The sequence below is a fragment of the Nocardioides sp. genome (assembly GCF_004803405.1).
Classification (GTDB): Bacteria; Actinomycetota; Actinomycetes; order Propionibacteriales; family Nocardioidaceae; genus Nocardioides; species Nocardioides vastitatis.
The window spans coordinates 13751-32188 of record NZ_SSXI01000004.1 but is presented as its reverse complement, the minus strand read 5'-3'; the positions used below and the strand labels follow the sequence as shown (position 1 = coordinate 32188).

16 protein-coding genes and 1 pseudogene are annotated in these 18438 nt (G+C 69.0%); 6 read left to right on the top strand and 11 right to left on the bottom strand.

Annotation, left to right across the window (positions count from 1 at the left end; all coding sequences use genetic code 11):
- Window positions 1-3 precede the first annotated feature (3 nt).
- The 4 genes from E7Z54_RS00310 to E7Z54_RS00295 all read left to right on the top strand — a co-directional run bounded on the left by E7Z54_RS00310 (window position 4) and on the right by E7Z54_RS00295 (window position 4944).
- Window positions 4-477, top strand: a complete 474-nt coding sequence (locus tag E7Z54_RS00310; protein WP_136430828.1) for a tautomerase family protein — start codon at window positions 4-6, stop codon at window positions 475-477.
- Between the two features lie 100 nt (window positions 478-577).
- On the top strand, window positions 578-1795 hold the full coding sequence (locus E7Z54_RS00305) for an acetyl-CoA C-acetyltransferase (RefSeq protein ID WP_136430827.1): 1218 nt from the start codon (window positions 578-580) through the stop codon (window positions 1793-1795).
- A 12-nt stretch (window positions 1796-1807) separates the two neighbouring features.
- A complete protein-coding gene (locus E7Z54_RS00300; protein ID WP_206055926.1) occupies window positions 1808-2620 on the top strand; it encodes a redoxin domain-containing protein in 813 nt (270 codons plus the stop codon).
- A complete protein-coding gene (locus E7Z54_RS00295; protein WP_136430826.1) occupies window positions 2617-4944 on the top strand; it encodes an ATP-binding protein in 2328 nt (775 codons plus the stop codon). Before E7Z54_RS00300 ends, E7Z54_RS00295 begins: the two co-directional genes overlap by 4 nt.
- An 11-nt stretch (window positions 4945-4955) precedes the next feature.
- On the opposite strand, the gene E7Z54_RS00290 is transcribed toward E7Z54_RS00295, so the two are convergent.
- The 3 genes from E7Z54_RS00290 to E7Z54_RS00280 form a co-directional block, all read right to left on the bottom strand.
- Window positions 4956-5543: a TetR/AcrR family transcriptional regulator gene (locus E7Z54_RS00290; protein ID WP_136430825.1), complete on the bottom strand. Its 588-nt coding sequence runs from the start codon at window positions 5541-5543 to the stop codon at window positions 4956-4958.
- A gap of 2 nt (window positions 5544-5545) precedes the next feature.
- Window positions 5546-7567, bottom strand: a complete 2022-nt coding sequence (locus tag E7Z54_RS00285; RefSeq protein ID WP_136430824.1) for an FAD-dependent oxidoreductase — start codon at window positions 7565-7567, stop codon at window positions 5546-5548.
- Window positions 7568-7645: 78 nt separating this feature from the next.
- Window positions 7646-8296, bottom strand: a complete 651-nt coding sequence (locus E7Z54_RS00280) for a winged helix-turn-helix transcriptional regulator (protein ID WP_136430823.1) — start codon at window positions 8294-8296, stop codon at window positions 7646-7648.
- Window positions 8297-8370: 74 nt separating this feature from the next.
- Between E7Z54_RS00280 and E7Z54_RS00275 the strand changes: the two genes are divergently transcribed.
- Window positions 8371-9792, top strand: a complete 1422-nt coding sequence (locus E7Z54_RS00275; RefSeq protein ID WP_136430822.1) for an MFS transporter — start codon at window positions 8371-8373, stop codon at window positions 9790-9792.
- Between the two features lie 41 nt (window positions 9793-9833).
- Window positions 9834-10631, top strand: a complete 798-nt coding sequence (locus E7Z54_RS00270; protein ID WP_136430821.1) for an enoyl-CoA hydratase/isomerase family protein — start codon at window positions 9834-9836, stop codon at window positions 10629-10631.
- Between the two features lie 65 nt (window positions 10632-10696).
- Here the strand turns inward: E7Z54_RS00270 and E7Z54_RS00265 are convergent, their stop codons facing one another.
- From E7Z54_RS00265 to E7Z54_RS00230, 8 genes and pseudogenes are all read right to left on the bottom strand, one after another.
- Window positions 10697-11167, bottom strand: a complete 471-nt coding sequence (locus E7Z54_RS00265) for a h domain protein (protein WP_136430820.1) — start codon at window positions 11165-11167, stop codon at window positions 10697-10699.
- Complete coding sequence (locus E7Z54_RS00260) at window positions 11164-11670, bottom strand: nuclear transport factor 2 family protein (RefSeq protein WP_136430819.1); 507 nt, start codon at window positions 11668-11670, stop codon at window positions 11164-11166. The genes E7Z54_RS00265 and E7Z54_RS00260 overlap by 4 nt, the downstream gene beginning before the upstream one ends.
- Window positions 11667-12983 carry an MCE family protein gene (locus E7Z54_RS00255; RefSeq protein WP_136430818.1) on the bottom strand — a complete coding sequence of 439 codons (1317 nt, stop codon included), beginning with the start codon at window positions 12981-12983 and terminating at the stop codon, window positions 11667-11669. The genes E7Z54_RS00260 and E7Z54_RS00255 overlap by 4 nt, the downstream gene beginning before the upstream one ends.
- The gene (locus E7Z54_RS00250) at window positions 12983-14176 is read right to left on the bottom strand and encodes an MCE family protein (protein ID WP_136430817.1); all 1194 of its coding nucleotides are present in this window, start codon (window positions 14174-14176) and stop codon (window positions 12983-12985) included. The genes E7Z54_RS00255 and E7Z54_RS00250 overlap by 1 nt, the downstream gene beginning before the upstream one ends.
- On the bottom strand, window positions 14173-15252 hold the full coding sequence (locus tag E7Z54_RS00245) for an MCE family protein (protein ID WP_136430816.1): 1080 nt from the start codon (window positions 15250-15252) through the stop codon (window positions 14173-14175). Before E7Z54_RS00245 ends, E7Z54_RS00250 begins: the two co-directional genes overlap by 4 nt.
- Window positions 15249-16238, bottom strand: a complete 990-nt coding sequence (locus E7Z54_RS00240; RefSeq protein WP_168798090.1) for an MCE family protein — start codon at window positions 16236-16238, stop codon at window positions 15249-15251. Before E7Z54_RS00240 ends, E7Z54_RS00245 begins: the two co-directional genes overlap by 4 nt.
- Window positions 16235-17260: an MCE family protein gene (locus E7Z54_RS00235; protein ID WP_136430814.1), complete on the bottom strand. Its 1026-nt coding sequence runs from the start codon at window positions 17258-17260 to the stop codon at window positions 16235-16237. The genes E7Z54_RS00240 and E7Z54_RS00235 overlap by 4 nt, the downstream gene beginning before the upstream one ends.
- Window positions 17261-17430: 170 nt before the next feature.
- A pseudogene (locus tag E7Z54_RS00230) lies at window positions 17431-18438 on the bottom strand (MCE family protein); the annotation flags it as partial.

Here is an 18438-nt window from a genome sequence, read left to right as displayed (position 1 = left end):
GCAATGCCCTACTGGGAGATCTTCACCCCCGAGAACGCCTTCACCGACAAGGACAAGGAGCGGATCTCGGAGGCCATCACTCAGATGTACGTCGACTGGGTGGACCTGCCGCGCTTCTATGTCGTTGTCCGGTTCCACGACATGCCGCACAACACCATGTACGTCGGAGGGCAGGCCAAGAACAACTTCGTCAGGGTCGTCATCGACCACATCGCGCGGCGGATGGACGACCCCGAGTTCCGCAAGCTCTGCATGGCCGCGATCGAGGAGCTCCTCGCGCCCTTCGTCAAGGACCGTGGCCACGACTGGGAGGTTCACATCGACGAGACGCCCATGGATCTGTGGCGCACGCAGGGAATCACCCCGCCGGCGCCCTTCTCGGAGATGGAGAAGCTCTGGGCCAAGGAGAACCGGGCCGTCCCCTACCACTACGACACCCAGCTCCCGCTCGAGGAGCCCGCACCCGCCGCCCTCTGACTGAGGACCCGGGGCACGGTGTACGAGAACCGTGCCCCGGGACCTCTCCATTCCCTTCCCACCGTCGGTCCCGAAGCACCCGAGACAGAGAGTGAGCCCCATGCCCGAAGCAGTGATCGTCGCCCACGCCCGCACGCCGATCGGCCGAGCGATGAAGGGCTCGCTGAAGGACGTCAGAGCGGAGGACCTCGCGGCCCAGGCGGTCGAGTCCGTCCTGTCCGCCGTGCCGGATCTGGAGCGCGAGGAGATCGGCGACCTCATCCTCGGCTGCGGACTGCCCGGCGGCGAGCAGGGCTGGAACATGGGCCGGCGGGTCGCCGTCCAGCTGGGGATGGACAACGTCCCCGGAGCGACGATCACGCGGTACTGCTCCTCCTCGCTCCAGACGACCCGGATGGCGTTCCACGCGATCAAGGCGGGCGAGGGCACAGCGTACATCTCGGCCGGCGTCGAGTCGGTCTCGAGCTTCGTCCGCGGCAGCTCCGACCACTTCCCGGGCACGGAGCACCCGCTGTTCGACGACGCACGCCAGCGCTCGTCATCCCGCAAGGTGAGCAACGACGCGTGGAGCGATCCCCGCGAGGACGGGCTCGTCCCGGATGTCTACGTCGACATGGGGGAGACCGCTGAGAACGTCGCCTCGCTCACGGGCATCAGCCGCGAGCGACAGGACGAGTGGGCGGTCCGGTCCCAGCACCGGGCCGAGGCGGCCACAAAGCGGGGCCACTTCGAGTCCGAGATCACCCCGGTGACGCTCCCTGACGGGACCGTGGTGTCGGCCGACGACTGCCCCCGGTTCGGTACGACCTACGAAGCGGTCGCCGGGCTCAAACCGGTGTTCCGCGAGTCGGGCACGGTCACCGCAGGCAACTCCTGCCCGCTGAACGACGGTGCGGCCGCCCTCGTGATCATGTCCGACGTCCGGGCGCGCGAGCTGGGACTGACCCCCCTCGCGCGGATCCTGGCCACCGGCGTGACGGGGCTCTCTCCGGAGATCATGGGCCTGGGTCCGATCGAGGCGACCAAGCAGGCGCTCGCCCACGCGCGGATGAGCCTCGGCGACATCGACCTGGCCGAGATCAACGAGGCGTTCGCAGTGCAGGTGCTCGGGTCGGCCGACGCTCTGAAGCTCGACGAGGACAAGCTGAACGTCAACGGCGGCGCGATCGCGCTGGGCCATCCCTTCGGCATGACCGGGGCCCGCATCACCGGCACGCTTATCAACAACCTCCAGGCTCATGACAAGACCATCGGTCTGGAGACCATGTGCGTGGGCGGCGGCCAGGGGATGGCCATGCTGATCGAGCGGCTCGCCTGATCGCCGGCTCACGTGACGACCGCTCCACCGCTGGACCGCTCCGCGGCAGCGGGGCGCCGCTACCGCTTCGGCCGGCCGACTTTTCGGATCGTGCTCCAGGACCTGCGGATCCCGGCGGACCATCCCGGCCCGGGGGACAAGGTCCCCTGGTTCGACCTGCCGACGACAGATGGCGGACGGTTCCGTAGCGCCGACATCGCCGCCCGCGGTCGCCCGCTGGTCCTCGTCTTCGGTTCGCTCACCTGCCCGATCACAGAGGCCGCGGGTCCTGGCCTGGTCGATCTCCACCGGAGGTACGGCGACGCCGTGGACTTCGTCGCGGTGAACGTCCGAGAGGCACATCCCGGGGCCGACGTCCAACAACCGCAGTACGCCGAGTCGAAGATGCGTCACGCCCGCGCGCTCAGGCAGCACCACGGCTTCGAGTTCCAGGTCGCGGTCGACCAGCTCGACGGCATCGTGCACCGCGCCTTCGGCACCCGGCCCAGCTCGGCGTACGTCATCGACGCGACCGGGACCATCGTGTTCCGCGCGCATTGGTCGAACCGACTCGGGGCGCTCGAGGACGCAGTGCGGGCCGTCCACTCGGGACGAACCCCGTCGCGAGGCGCCGTGGGCCAGACGGTCCGGGCGCTCATGGGCATGGCAGGGTTTGCCGATGTCGCGCTGCAGAACGCGGGCCGCGGGGCGATGCGTGACTTCTGGCTGGCCGCGCCACCGGTCGCCGGCTACCTCACCCTGTCGAGGGTGTGGATGAGGCTGACGAACAGGTCCTCGGCAAACGTCCGTCTCGACTCGAGGTGGAGGCATACTCTGAGGGAGTGAGCGCGCCGGCACCTGCCCCGGAGCTCCGCGCGAGTCTTCCCGCGGAGCTGACCGAGTTCCTGGGCCGTCGGCTGGAGCGTGCCGAGGTGAGGGCGCGCATGTCGGGGTCCCGGCTGGTCACGCTGACCGGTCTCGGCGGTGTGGGCAAGACGCGACTCGCCCTGCGCGTGGCCAACGATCTCCGTCGGAGCATGCGAGACGGGGTCTGGTTCATCCCCCTCGCGGAGCTGTCGGACGCCGAGCTGATCCCCGAGGTCGTTGCATCGGCGCTGGGCATCCACGACCGGTCGAGTGAGTTCGGGCTCGTCCGGCTCACGGACCACCTGAGCACTCGCGAGATCCTGCTCGTCCTGGACAACTGCGAGCACCTCATCGACGGTTGCGCGACGGTCGTCGACGCACTGCTGCGGACGTGTCCGCGCCTCCGCATCCTGGCCACGAGCAGGGAGTCGCTGCGGATCGCGGGTGAGGTGGTGCATCCGGTCGCGCCGCTCTCGGTCCCCGACTCGGCCACCGAGCTGGTCGCCGTCCACGACTACGAGGCCGTGCGCCTCTTCGTCCAGCGGGTCCGCCAGGTGGTCCCGGGTTTCGAGGTGACCGCCGAGAACCGGTCGGCGGTCCTGGAGATCTGCCGGCATCTCGAGGGGATCCCGCTTGCTCTGGAGCTCGCGGCGATCAGGATGCGGGCGATGTCGCCGGACGAGCTGCTGGAACGGCTCCGCGAGCACTGGGAGCTGCTCGACCTCGGCAACAGGAACGCTCCTGAGCGGCACCGCACCATGGCGGCCTGCATCGAGTGGAGCTACCAACAGTGCTCGCCTGCCGAGCGCGGCATGTGGGACCGACTGTCGATCTTCGCCGGAGGGGCCGAGATCGATGCCATCCATTCCGTCGAGTCCGAGGCCGACCCCGCTGCGACTCCGCAGCGAACGGCCGACCTCGCGCAGGCACTGGTGGACAAGTCGATCCTCAGCATCGAGCTGACCGACGGACGCACCCAGTTCCGGATGCACGAGGTGCTGCGGCAGCACGGCATCGGACAGCTGGTGTCGGCAGGCGCGGTCTCCACGACCCGGCGCGCGGTGCTCTCCTTCTACACCAACCTCCTCGACCGCATCGACGAGGACTGGATGAGCCCCCGACAGATCGACTGGATGCGGCGACTCCGGCGCGAGGAGGCGAACTTCCGGGTCGCGCTCGAGTTCGCCTGCACCAAGCCCGGGGCTGCTCCGACGGGCCTGGAGCTCGCCGCCCGGCTGCGCAAGTACGCCATGGCCTACGGCGCCTTCACGGAGGTCCGTCACTGGTTGAAGCGACTGCTCTCCCTCGTACCCGAGGCGGACGCGGAACGACTACGGGGCCTGCGCGCTGCCTGCGTGCTGGCCGCCCTGCAGGGCGACAGGGCGGTGAGCGCGGCGTTCATGGCCGAGGCGGACGAGCTCGCCGACCGCCTCGGCCCACCGGCCACCTGGCTCGCCGACCAGGCGGCGGGATGGCATCACATGTTCTCAGGAGACCTGGAGGAGTGCATTGCTGCTCTCGCGCGAGCGCTCGCAGTCCTCGAACAGGGGGGGAACCTGCGCGACATCGCCGAGACGCACACGCTGATGGGTATGGCATACGGCTTCGCCGGGGACCTGCCCAGGGCGGCCGCATCCCACCAGGCGAGCCTGGACATCTGCGAGTCCGCCGGCGAGTCGTGGTGCCGGTCGTTCTCGCTGTGGAACCTCGGCCTGGTCGTCTGGGCCGGCGGTGATCTCGTCCGGGCCGTCGCCCTGGAGAGGGAGAGCCTCGAGCTCAAGCGGCGCATGGACGACCGGCTCGGCCTGGCACTGTGCCTCGAGGCCTGCGCCTGGATGCATGCCGAGGAGAGCCCTGCGAGAGCGGCCACCCTGCTGGGCGCAGCCGACCGGCTGTGGGACTTCATGGCCACCTCGCTCGAGGTTCTGCCTGGGCTCACGCCGATGCGGCAGAGGTGTGAGGAGGCCCTTCGGGACTCGCTCGGGCACGAGGCTTTCAGCGCTGCGCAGACCACCGGCGCCGGGATGGACTCCTTCACCGCGATCGCGTTCGCCTTGGACGAGAGGCCCGCGCCAAGCAGGTCGGTCAGGCGAGCTGCACCCAGCGGCCCGGCCCGGCTCACCAAGCGGGAGCAGCAGGTCGCCGAGCTGGTGGCGACCGGCCTGACGAACGAGGCGATCGCCAACAAGCTGGTGATCTCCCGGCGGACTGTGGAGAGTCACGTCGAGCACATTCTCACGAAGCTCGGCTTCACCTCTCGGACCCAGCTCGCGGTCTGGGTCGCAGACTCGTCCCAGGCATAGCGACGTTGGCGCTACGCCCGGCGCAAGGAGTCCTCGATCCGATCGAGTATCCGGGCGAGATCGGCGCCTCGGTCACGATGCGGCATGTCGCGCAGCGGACCGGTGCTGTGAAGCATCGAGAACCCGTGCACGCCCGTCCAGCAGATCAGCTCAGCTCCGCCGCGCTTGTCGCGGTCGACGAAGCCGCTCTCGACGCATCCGTCGAGCGCGTCGCTCAGGTGCTGGTACGGCGCGGTGCAGTCGGCGAAGGTGACCTCGTCGAAGGCCACGGCGAACAGCCCCGGCTCTGCGAGCGCGAACTCGTCGTATGCTTGGCCGAGTGCCCGTGACCGGCGCCTCGCGCGGTCGGCCGGGTCGGCACCTCGCACTCTTCTCAGCCTCCGGAGCATAGAAGCTTCGAGCTCGGCGATGCCCACCCGCGCGACCGCCCGCAGGACGTCGTCGCGGTCAGCGAAGTGCCGGCAGGCAGCGGTCGGGGAGACTCCCGCGCGAGGCGCGAGCTCGCGGATGCCGACGGCGACGGAGCCTCCCTTCCGGGCAAGCTCCACCGCGGCGTCGAGGAGCGCGTCGCGCAGGTCGCCGTGGTGGTAGGAGCTCATGGCTACAACGATGCTGCCAGTTCCACTCCGTGGCGGATCGCCCGCTTCGCGTCAAGCTCGGCGGCGACCCGGGCCCCTCCGATGAGGTGCGGCTCGAGCCCCTTCTCGACCAGAGCGTCGTAGACACCCCGGCTCGGCTCCTGGCCGGCACAGACCACGATGGTGTCGACAGCGAGCGTCGACGGCTCACCAGCGATCTCCACGTGCAGGCCGTCGTCGTCCACCTTGAGGTAGCGGACGTCGGCGATCATCTGCACTCCTCTACTGGCGAGCTCAGCCCGGTGGATCCATCCGGTGGTGAGCCCGAGCCCTGCGCCCACCTTGGCCTTCTTCCGCTGCAGCAGGTAGACCTTGCGCGCAGCCGGCTCGGGGGTGGGCTCAGCCAGGCCTCCATCACCGTCGTAGTCGGGGTGGATGCCCCAGCGGCGGTTGAACGAGGCGACGTCCTGGCTGGTCGTCGGCCCCTGCTGGGTGATGAACTCAGCGACGTCGAACCCGATGCCGCCCGCTCCGATGATCGCGACGGTGCGGCCCGGCACACACCGCCCCTGGAGCACGTCGAGGTAGCTGACCACCGTGGGATGGTCTGCGCCCTCGAGGCCAAGAGCCCGCGGCGTGATGCCCGTTGCGACCACCACTTCGTCGTACGCCGCGGCCGCGATGTCGTCGGCCGCCACCCGCTGTCCCAACTTGACGTCCACGCCGTGCGCGTCCAGCTCGGTCCTGAAGTAGCGCAACGTCTCCGCGAACTCCTCCTTGCCCGGGATCCGTCGCGCCAGGTCGAACTGGCCGCCCAAGGTGCCAGCGGCGTCGAACAGCTCGACCTGGTGCCCGCGCTGGGCGGCCGCGAGCGCGAATCCCATGCCCGCAGGTCCAGCGCCGATAACGCCGATCCGTTTCCGCCGGCGTACCGGGGAGAGCTGGAGCAGTGTCTCGTGGCACGCGCGCGGGTTCACCAGACACGAGGTGATCTGCCCGCCCAAGGTGTGGTCGATGCAGGCCTGGTTGCAGCCGATGCACGAGTTGATGCGGTCGGCTCGACCGTCCCGCGCCTTGGCGAGGAAGTCCGGGTCGGCGAGGAACGGCCGAGCCATGGAGATCAGGTCACCGACGCTGTCGGCCAGCAGCTGCTCGGCGACGTCCGGGGTGTTGATCCGGTTGCTGGCCACCACGGGGATCCCGACGCTCTGCTTCAACCGCGCCGTCACCCCGGCGAAGGCAGCGCGCGGCACGGAGGTCGCGATTGTCGGCACTCTCGACTCATGCCAGCCGATACCGGTGTTGATCATCGTCGCGCCGGCGGCCTCGAGCTCCTTGGCGAGCCGCAGGTTGTCCTCGGTCGTCGACCCGCCCTCGACGAGGTCGAGCAGCGACAACCGGAAGCTCACGATGAAGTCGTCGCCCACACGCTCACGAGTCCGCCTCATGATCTCGACGGCGAAGCGCTGCCGCCGCTCAACGTCGCCGCCCCACTCGTCGGTGCGGTGGTTGGTGCGAGCGGCGAGGAAGGTGTTGATCAGGTATCCCTCCGAGCCCATGATCTCGACGCCGTCGTAACCGGCGACGCGCCCCAGTTCCGCGGCGGTGACGAAGTCCTCGATCGTCTGCTCGACCTCGGCGGAGGTGAGCGCTCGCGGGACGTGTCGATTGATCGGCGCCTGAACCGCGCTCGGGGCCACGAGGTCCGGATGGTCGGCGTACCGGCCGAAGTGCAGAATCTGCAGCACGATCCTGCCGCCCTCGTCGTGCACGGCTCGGGTCACGAGCCGGTGGTCGGCGACATCCTCCAGCGAGGTCATCGTGGCACCCTCAGGGGCGTGCCGTCCGTCGGCGTTCGGGGCGATGCCTCCGGTCACGATCAACCCGACGCCGCCCCGCGCGCGCTCCGCGTAGAAGGCCGCCATGCGCTCGAACCCGCCTGGGGCTTCCTCGAGGCCGAGGTGCATCGAGCCCATCACCACTCGGTTGGGCAAGGCAGTGAACCCGAGGTCGAGCGGCGCGAACAGTCGGGGGTAGTGCGACACGGGTTCTCCTCCGAGGCTCTCAGCCGGCCGCGCCGGCCATTTTGCAACTAGTTGCGCAAACGTACCTAAGCCAGAGTGCTAAATGCAATTAGTTGCACCGAACGGGAACATCTCGGCGAATGCCCGCTTGGCCCTCGACCCACCCTGCACACGCAGCCGGGGCGCGGCCGCCGCGAGCTCGAGACCTCCCCTGGCCACGTCGACGAGCACTGCCGCGCTCCCCACGAATGTCAGGTCCGCGTGGCCGCTCTCCGCCGGGACGAGCTCGCCGGCCCGGACCTTGAGCCACAGCTCTTCGCCATCGAGGTCGAACCGAACGAGGAGGTCCCGGCCCGCTGCGGCCAGAGGGTCGAAGAGCGCGCCGAGGACGGCGTGGACCGCCATCCGCGGCTGCACCCGACCCTCGACCGGGTCGCCGAGGAACGGAAGCCCGAACCTTCCCACGGCCCTGAGCACCGGTGCGACACGGAGGCCGTCGTCCGTCAGCGCGTAAACCGTCCGAGCCGCCGGGGCGGGCAGCTCACGCTGCTCGACGAGTCCGTCGTGCTCCAGTTGGCGCAGTCGCTCGGCCAGCAGGTTTGGCGCGATGCCCGGCAAGGTCCTGCGCAGGTCGGTGAATCGGGAGTCCCCGACCCAGAGCTCTCGCAGGATCAGCAGGGTCCAGCGGTCACCGATCCGGTCGAGCGCCGCGGCGATCGCGCAGTACTGCTGGTAGCTCCTGTTGGACATGTCACAACCGTAGGGTGGTTGATTATCCACATCAAGTGATTGAGTTTTTATACCGGCGGGCTTACCGTCTTCCCATGTCCCCACCCGCCCGCGACGTGCGCCCTTGGGCGGTGCTCGCGATCGCGGGCTCGGCGTCGTTCATGGTGCTGCTGGACACCCAGGTGCTCTTCGTCGCGTTCGACGACATCCGCCGGAGCTTCCCCTCGGCCTCGCTCGCGACGATGTCCTGGACGCTGTCGGCGTACACGATTGCGCTGGCCGCGACCCTCGTGCCGGCCGGTCGGATGGCGGATCGCTTCGGTCGCCGGCGGACCTTCCTCGTCGGGCTGGTCGCCTTCACGGCGGCGTCGGCGCTGTGCGCCTTCGCTCCCAGCGCGGGGCTGCTCGTCGCCTTTCGAGTCCTTCAGGCGCTGGGCGCCGCGGCACTGATGCCGTCGTCGCTGGCGTTGGTGCTCTCGGCGTTCCCGCCGGCGCGGGTGCCGGTCGCCGTGGCCTCCTGGGGGGCATTCGGTGCACTCGCTGCGGCCATCGGCCCCACCGCAGGCGCCTTGCTGATGCAGACCTGGGACTGGCGCGCGGTCTTCCTCGCCAACGTCCCCGTGGGGATGGTGGCGTTCGCGCTCTCACTGCGCGTGCTGCCGGAGTCACGCGAGACGACGCGTGACGGCTTCCCGGATCTGCTGGGGATCCTCCTGCTCGGCAGCGCGCTCACGCTCCTGGCCCTCGGCATCGTCCAGAGCGAACGATGGGGGTGGGGCTCTGTCCCCACGGTCGCCGTCCTCGTCAGCGGCGTCGGGGTGCTCCTCTGGTTCGTCTGTCGCACTCTCCAGGTACCGCGGCCGGCTCTTGACCTGTCGCTCTTCGCGCGCCCGGCGTTCCGCTGGGCGAATATCGCCACCGCCGCCTTCACGATCGGGTTCACCGCCGGGTTCTTCGCGTTGATCCAGTTCTTGACCGGCGTCTGGAACTACGACGTCGTCCGCGCCGGCCTCGCGATGATGCCGGCGCCTCTCGTCGTCCTGGTGCTGGGCCCGCAGATGGGTCGGGTGGCCGCGCGCTTCGGGCAGCGCGCCCTTCTGGTGCCAGGTGGGCTGGTCTACGGGACGGCGGGCGGCTACCTGCTGGTCTCGCTCGACGCGGAGCCCGCCTGGGCCACCCATCTCCTACCGGCCTCCCTCCTGTCCGGACTGGGCATCTCACTCGTGGCTCCCCACCTGACCAGCGCCGCAGTCAACGGCTTGCCGGCCGACCAGTTCGGGGCGGGGGCGGCGGTCAACCAGTCGATCCGCCAGTTCGGCGCCACCTTCGGGATCGCCCTGACCGTCGCTCTCCTCGGCAGCTCGACCCGGTTCGACTCGGTCGAGCACTTCCAGCGAGTGTGGCTGATGCTGCTGGTCTGCGGCGTCCTGACGTCCGCCGCCGCCTTCGCGCTGCCACGTGCGGCGAGATCCTCCACACCGGCGTCGGTCCCAGTCGTCGCCGTAGCCGAGACCTGACTGTTCGCAGGACCGACCCAATCTATACACCGAGGAGAGACATGCCCGACACCATCCTTGACCGAATCACCTACGAGGTCGGCGACCGCGTCGCTCGCATCGAGTTGGTGCACAGCGGCGCCTACAACGGCCTCGACGAGCCGATGGGCGCAGCACTGCGCACGGCAGCGGACCGCGCCGCCAAGGACGCCGCCAGCGGCGATGCGCGGGTCGTGGTCGTCAGTGCTCAGGGCCGAGTGTTCAGCGTGGGTGGGGACCTCGGCTACTTCGCCGACGCCGACGACCGAGGGGCGCAGATCAAGGCCACCGCCGACGGCCTGCACGCCGGCCTCGCCACCCTCCGCGCACTCGACGTTCCGGTCGTCTCAGTCATCCACGGCACTGCCGCCGGCGGCGGCCTCGGCATAGCCCTAGTCGGGGACATCGTCATCGCCGCCGATGAGGCGAAGCTGGTGATGGCTTACACCACCTCGGGGCTCACGCCGGACTGTGGCCTGACCTGGGTGGTCCCGAACCGGCTGACGTGGGTGCGTGCGATGGACCTCGCGCTCACCAACCGGGTCATCACCGGCGCCGAGGCAGCGCAGTGGGGTCTCGTGAGCCGCGCCGTCCCGGCGACCGAGCTCGACGCGGCGGTCGACTCCGTGGTCTCGCTCCTGCGCGACGGCTCCGCCAGTGCGTTCGCCAAGACGAAGCAACTGATGGCGCAGTCCCAGGACCGCGCCTTCGAGGACCAGCTGGACCACGAGGCGTCGACCATCGCCCAGGCCATCGTCACGCCCGACGGCCTCGAGGGCGTCGGCGCCTTCCTCGCCAAGCGCAAGCCCGTCTACGGCTGACCTGCGCCCGCGGCCGAGCCTGGATCCGAAGGGTCCCGGCTCGGCCTCAATCGTTGCATCGAGGTTCAGACCGGCTTCAGTCCAGCGATCTTCCAGTCGTCACCGGTGCGCTTCAAGGTGACTTCGACGCGGCTGCCGGACACCGACGAACGGTTGCCCTTCGCGGTGGTGTTCTGCGTCAGGAACAGGAGTACCACGGCCTCGTCCCGGTCGCCGGAGACGACGCCTGCGGCGCTGACCGTGGCCTTCGTGCTGATGCCGCGCCGCTTGGCGGTGGGCTCGACCACCTCGGTGAGGATCTTCTCGTAGTCGTCGGCGAACGAGCCTGTCGTCTGTGCCCGCGCGCGGTCGAGGTCCTCGTCGAGGGTCGTCTTGTCGTAGCTCAGCAGGACCGGGACCCGGGTCTTGGCGGCGTCGAGCGCGTCGGCGCGAGCGTCGGCCGTCGACGCGGCGAGGTGGGCCTGCACGCCGGCGAAGACGCCGAGGATCACGGCAACCAGCACTGCACCGGGAGCGAGCATTCGGGACCTGGTCATGCCACGAACTCCAAACCTGAGACCAGCCAGCGGTCATCGTCCCGCTGAAGGTCCACGCGCAGCCGGTAGTTCCGCGGCTCCGCCTCCGCGGTCTGCTTGTTCTTGACCGTGCCGACCGCGGCGACGATCACCGTCGCGCGCCCGCCCTCGAGCTTCACCACGCCGGTCGAGACGACCTTCCCGGTCGCCGCCACCTTGTTCTTGGAGAGCGTCCTCCGCAACCGGTCGGCCTGCGCCTCGAGCTCGGACCGAAAGCCCGCGGTGGCCCCGTCGAGCAGCTTCGCCACGTCGTCCTCGGACGTGGAGCCGCTGATGTCGATCAGGCCCTCGACCTCTGCAGCGGCGGCTGCGGCAGCGTCCTTCTCGTCGGTTGCGCGCGCGTGCTCGTCCTGCCAGGCGAGCGCGCGCTCACCGCCGACGGCCAGCGCGGCGACGACGACCAGCGCCACCGCGCCCGCCCGCCAGGGGACGCGCGCCCGGAGGGCGGCGACCTGCTTCCTCATCGCACCGACAGCGGTGCGAGCACCAGGATCTTCCACAGGTCCTCACCCCTCTCGTTCTCGAGGTCGAGCTCGTCGGTCCGGTCGGTCCGGCCGACGGCGAGGTCGTAGGCGACCGTGCCTCCCGTGTCCGGCCAGATCCCGCGGCGGAAGGTCAGGCCGCACGATTCTGGCAGCGGGCCACGCTGCGCGGAGTTGGGACATGGCAGGTTGCGGGCACCGCGGGCGGCGATCGGGTCGTTCGCCGGAATCCTGCAGTGGGCCAGGGGATTCACGTGCCGATGGGTCGTGTCGCTCGGGCTGCGGCGCTGGCCGGGCGGCAGGTAGCCGGACTGGCAGCTCGGGGGGTCGTCGAACGAGGCGCGGAGGTCGAAGCGAGCGTCGCCGAACTCGGCTCGGGCGTTCGCCACACCTTGAAGACGGGCAATCGTCGCTGGATAGACCACGAGCAGCTGGCGAAGACCCGGCAGGTACGCGTTGAGAACCGCGGCGTTGGTGGTCGCGTTGGCGAGGAACATCGGCAACGCCGGCTGTAGGTCGCCCACCGTGCGGGTCAGCGCGTCGAGGCCGCCGGGTCCGGTCCTGAGCAGGGCCCGCAAATCGGCGGTGTTCTGCGCGGCAAGGGTCGCGGTCAGGTCGTTCAACGCCCTTGCGTAGCCCTGCGTGCTTGTCCCGAGATCCTCCTGTGTCGAGAGCACCGGCTGGAGGGCGGCAATCAGTGATGTCGTCGCCTCGATGTTTGCCTGCGCGTCGGTGAGGAGTTGTCCGGATGAATCAATGATTCCACCGAGGTCGTCAGACCTCCCGCCGAGCCCGTCCCCCACCTGGCGCAGCACCCGGCGCGTAGGCGCACGCGGCACCGATGCCAACAATCGGTTGAGGGAGTCCAGAACCGGAGTGATCTGAGGCATCTCGATCGCCCGTTCGCGCGGAATCTCCGCTCCGTGCTCCAGGTAGGGGCCGTCGGCATCATCGGTCACCAGGTCGACGTACTGCTCACCGATTGCCGAGGTGCTGTGCAGCTCGGCCGTCGCGCCCAACGGGATCTTGGCACCATCCTCGATGCGGAGGGTGGCTACGGCGCCACCGTCGCTGACCTCGAGTTCGACGACTCTGCCGACCTTGACGCCGTGGAACGTGACCTGGGCCCTCGGGTAGAGCCCACTCGCGTCAGCGAAGTCGACGTGCACGTCGTAGACGCCGATGCCGACCATCGACGGGACCTTCGCGTAGACGAAGAAGGTGAGACCGAGCGCGACAACGGAGATGACGCCGAAGATCCGCAGCTGCCACCTGATCAGGGGTGTGAGCACCATCAGCAGAGTCCTAGCGCTGAGAGGAGGCAACCGCTCGGGTCAGCGTTGTCGCGGTCGCGATCGGGGCCCGGCAGGAGCAGGTCGTCGAGGTCGTCCCCGAGGCCGCCTCCCGGGTCGTCATCGTCCTCGGTCAGGGTCAGTGGATCCTCGATCGGGTCGCCGGCTTGCAGGGCAGGCGGCAGTCCGCCGAGCCATGTGTCCGCCAGGGTCGAGTCACGCAGGTCGAGGGTGGTGAACTGGTTAAAGTAGTCACCCCTGATCGCGTCGCGGGTGGTCATCGCCGGCCACGGGATGGTGAGGCCCATCTTCAGCGCCTCGGGCAGTGACTCGCTGACCCGGCCGAGGTTGGTGAGGATCGGACCCAACGCGTCGAGGTTGGCGAGCAGTGCCGGCTCGCTGGCCTGCACCACCCGAACCGCGCGGTTGCTCGTGCGACTCGTGTCTGTGACAGCGTTGACCAGCCGCTCGCGTTCCTCCTCGAGTACCCGAAGGCCGGGATTGATCCGGTCGATCGCGTCGAACAGCAGATCCTGATCATTGCGCAGGCCGGCGCTCAGCGAGTCCAGCGCCTCGAGCGCGGAGACGATCTCGTCGCGGTTGCTGTCAAGCACCGCCAGGAGTTCCTTCGCGTGCCGGATCAGCCCCCTGGTGTCGGGCACGCGACCCTTGAACGCCGTCGACAGCTCCCCCGTGATCGTGCTGATCTGCGAGAGTCCTCCGTTGTTGAGCAAGAGCGCCACGGCGCCGAGCACCTGTTCGGTTGCCGGGTAGGTCCCCGTCTGCTCGACCGGCACGACATCACCGTCGGCGAGCTTTGATTCGCTCGGCTTCGGCGGTACGACGACCTCGACATACTGAGCACCGAGAAGGGTCTTCTGGCCGATGGAGAACACTGCGTCCTTCGACAGGGGCGTGTCGTGCAGCAAGCGGAGCTCGACCACTGCTTCCCAATCCGCCGTGTCGATCGAGGCCACGGTTCCGATGACGACGTTGTCCTTCAGCACCGTGGAGTTCGGGACGAGGTTCTCGATTTGGTCGAAGCGGACGGTGACGGTGTAGCCGTCGTCACCGACCGCGGTTTGTCCCGGCAACGTGTGGTCGTTGGGCTGGATCGCACACCCGGAGCTGGTCAGTGCGCCGACGACGCACCCGGCTGCCAGCCGGCTCAGGACTCGGTCGCGCCGGACGCTCATCGCACCTCCCCCGGCGTCAGACCCAGGAGATCGAACAGCGGGCCCAGCGCGTCACGGCACTGCTGACTAGTCCCGCCGGTGCCGAGTAGCGCGCCACAGAGCAGCTGGGCGGCGGTGTCGTAGCCGCTGCCGCTGGCTCGCACCACGATCGCCTGGTCCTCGATCGTGTTGTGCAGACCGATGAGCGCGTGCGGCGCCAGGTGGAAGACCCCCGCGAGCTCGTTGGACCGGTCGGCAAGCGCGGCCATCAGCAGGTTGAGGTCGCGGATCGTCCCGGTGATGCGGCCTCGGTGCTCCTTCAGGTAGCGCTCGGTCAAGCTGAGCACGTCGGCGAGGTCCCGCACCGCACCTCGGATCGTCCTTCGGTTGGCTGCCAGCACCGTGCTGACCGCGTCGAGCTCCTCGGTGAAGCCTCGGACCGCACCGTCGTGGAGCGCGAGGTTGCGAGTGAAGCTGTCGAGGTTCTCGATGGTGCTGAACAGGTCGGAGCGACCATCAGAGAGCGCTGACGCAGCGTCGCGCAGGTCGATGATTGTGGTGCGGAGACGACCCGAATTGCCGTCCCGCAAGCTCTGCTCAAGCGCGACGATCGTCGTGGCGAGGGTGCCGCCCTTGTCCCCCTTCTCCGGGCCGAGCGTGGTCGCGAGGTCGGTCAGCTGCTGCTTCACGTCGTCGAAGGTCACCGGTACGGCGGTGCGCTCTTCGTCGATCGTCGCGCCGTCCTCGAGCCGGTCACCGCCCGTCCAGACCGGCGCGAGCTGGACGAACCGCCCGCTCACCAGGCTGGGCGAGACGATGGCGGCGCGAGCGCCGGCCGGGACCGGCTGATCCGCGGCGACCTCCAGCGTCACCACGACGCCGTCGCCGTCGTTCTCGATCTTCGTGACTCTCCCGACGCTGACACCCAGCACCTTCACGTCGTCATCGACATTGAGACCCTCAGTGCTGGGGAAGTGGGCGCGGATCGTGACCTGGTCGTCGCCGAGCCACGTCCAAGCGCCGGCGACGAGCACCACGGCGACCAGCAGCCCGACGAGTCCGCGACGTGACATCCGCACCCGCAGCAGCCCGCTCATTGCGTCACCCCCGAAAAGATCGGGGCCAGGGTGGTTGGAGCCGTGAGGTTCTGCATGTAGATGTCGAACCAGGGGCCGCTGGCCAGCGCCTCGCCGACGGCGGTGGTGTAGCCGCGCAGCCCGGTGATCGTGGCCTGCAGGTTCGCCTTGTTGTCGTTGAGCACGTCGACCAACCGGTCAAGCTCGTCCAGCGCCGGGCCGATCACGTCGTCGGTGTCTCGGATGAACAGTCGCAGCTGGGACGACAGCGCCCGGGCGCTGTGCAGGAGCCCGACGACGACGTCTTGGCGATCCTCCACCTCCGAGAGCAGCGATCGTCCGGCGCCCAGGAGCGACGCGATCTGATCGTCGCGGCTGGCAAGCACCGCGGTGACCCGGTCGGCACGGTCGACGAGCGACAGCAGCTCGTCGTCGTTGGCCGAGACCGCGGACGACAGCGCGGTGAGCCCGTCGAGCGCCGGGCCGAGGTCGGGGCTGCTCGCGCGCAGCATGGAGGATGTCTCCTCGAGCGCAGCGGTGAGCTGGTCCTTGTCGATGGCCGCGCTCGTCTCGGTGAGCTGATTGAGCGTGCTGGTCAGGTTGTACGGCGACGACGTGCGATCGACCGGGATCGTCCCGCCCGCTTCGAGGTTACTCGATCCGCGCGGGTCCAGCTCCACCGCTGCCCGGCCCAGTAGTGTCACGGTGATGATCCGGGCCTCGGTGCGATCGCCGATCTCGATGTCGCCGTCGGTGATAACCAGGTCGGCGACCACGAGCCCGCCATCAAGGCGGACCTCGCGAACCTTGCCCATCTGGGCCCCTGAGACCAACACTGCGTCCCCCTCCTTGAGCCCGCCGGCTTCGGCGAACTGGACGTGGATGACGTCGTTGTTTCCGATCAGCGGCAGCCTGTTGATGTTGAGAGCGGCAAGCACGGTCAGCACCAGCGCCACGGTGCCCACGATGCCGCGGATCGCGAGCCGCTCGGGATTGTCCTTTCTCATCGTCGGCATCTCCTCGCGTCGGAATGGATCCACGGCCCCGTTCCCAGGTCGGTCTGGACGCGTATGCCGCAGATGAAGGTGTTGTAGAAGTTGCCGTAGGAGGCCGTGCTCTGCATCGCCGGGTAGTGGCGGGCCAGCGCCGCGAGAACCTGCTCGAGGGTGGCGGACTTCCGGTTGAGTCCACGGGCGGCCACGAGGAGTGCCGCAAGGTCGTCCCGTGCATCGCCGCGCGCGCCGGTGAGCAACGCCGTGGTCTCCCGGGCGAATCGGTCGATCTCGGCTGCCGCGTCCAGCAGCTGGGTGTCCTGCTTGTCGAGGCCGACCAGGAGCGCGTCGAGCCCGTCGATCAGCTCGCCCAGGGAGCCGGAGTTCTCGTCGACGGTGCCTAGGACGCTGTTGAGGTTGCGGATCACCTGCCCGATCAGCTCCTCGCGACTCCCGATCGTCGTCGTGACGGACGCGACGTGGTCCACCAGGGCGGCTACCGCAGACTGCTGCCCCTGTAGCACCTGGACCACCTGACCGGCCAGCTCATTGATCGCCGACGGGCCCAGGCCGGCGAACAGCGGGCGGAAGCCGTTGAGGAGGCTGTCGAGGTCGAGCGCTGAGGCGGTCTGTGAAACAGGGATCGTCCCGCCGGCATCGAGGACCTGCGCGCGGTCGCGTCCCTGGGTGAGCAGGACGATCCGGTCACCAGTCAGGTTGCGGTACTGGATCGTGGCGTGTGTGGCGGTCGTCAGCTCTTGGTCGTCTCGGACGTTGAACGTCACCCGCACGGTGTTGTCGTCCTGGACGTCCATCTCCTCGACCTTGCCGACGTCGACGCCCGCAATGCGTACGTCGTCGCCGGGGGACAGACCGGAGACGCCGTCGAAGACGGCGGCGTAGGTCTCGCGGTCATCGGGCCGGTACTCGCCCGTGACGGCCGCGACCCACACGGTGACGACGGCGGCGAGCGCCAGGAACGCGCTCAGTTTGACCAGGTCCGCGCGCTGGCGTCGGCGTTCAACGCTCAACTTCATGGCAGGATGACTCCTCCGGCGAGCAGACCGAGCAGCGTGTCGAGTGCTGATTGGCTCGGCGTGGGTTGCCGCCCGACGTGGGGGTTCGCACCGGTTCGCATCGACGGTGGCGGCAGCGCCGCCTCGGCCGGGGTGATGTGCGGCAGTCCGAAGCAGACAGGCCCGCGATCCTCGCCGAGCAGGGGCAGGTTCTGACCGTAGGTGTAGGGGTCGCGGCGGGGTATCAGCCGGCTGTGTGTGGTGAGACCAGGGTTCGTCCCGCCGATCGCCGCCTCCATGGGGCCGTTGACGGCCACCAGACCGAGGACGACGCAGGGAAGCTCGGGCGAGTAGCGCTCCAGCGTCCTGGTGACCGGCTCGAGCAGGGTGAGCGTGGTGACGATTCCGTCCTCCGCGCTGCGGAGCAGGACGTCCGCCTCGTCGCTGAAGGTGGTGAGGCTGCGCTCGATCGCCCTCAGGGACACCTGCTGACGGACGAGCGCGTCGGAGATCTCGCCGGTCTGAGTCAGCGTGCCGATCAGGTCAGGCCGGGCGGCTCCGTAAACGGCGAGGACGTCGTCGGCGACCCTCAGGTCCGAGCTCAGCGTCGGCAGCGCCGGGTTGAGCGAGACCAGGTACTGGTCGGTTTGGCTGATGAGCTCCCCGACCAGCAGCCCGCGTTGGTCGACTGCGCCCGCCACAGCGGTCAGCGCAGCGTTGACCTCGGCCGGACGGGCGACATCGAGCACCTCGGTGAGGTTCTCGAAGGCCTCGTCGACTTCGACCGTGACCCGTGTCGCCGGGATCAACGCTCCCGCCTCGATCGGTTCCGCCGTACTGCCAGGGGGTGTCGTGAGCTGGACGTACTTGGCGCCGAACGCCGTGGGAGGCACGATCTGCGCGGTCACGTCCGCCGGCACCCGGTGGACCTTGTCGTGATCTATCTCGAGCTCGATCATGACGGTCTCGCCGTCGAAGTCGATCTCCCCGACGTCGCCGATCTCCACCCCGCGAAGCTTGATCGGCGCGCCCTTGGCCAACGTGAGGCCAGCCCGGTCCGACTCGACGGTGATCACGACGTTGTCCTCGAACGCGCCCCGGTACTGCGCGATCGTGCCGGCGATGAGCAGCCCGATGAGGCCGATGAAGAGGAACCCGTAGACGACCTGGCGGTCGATCCGGTGCGATGAGGGCGTCAT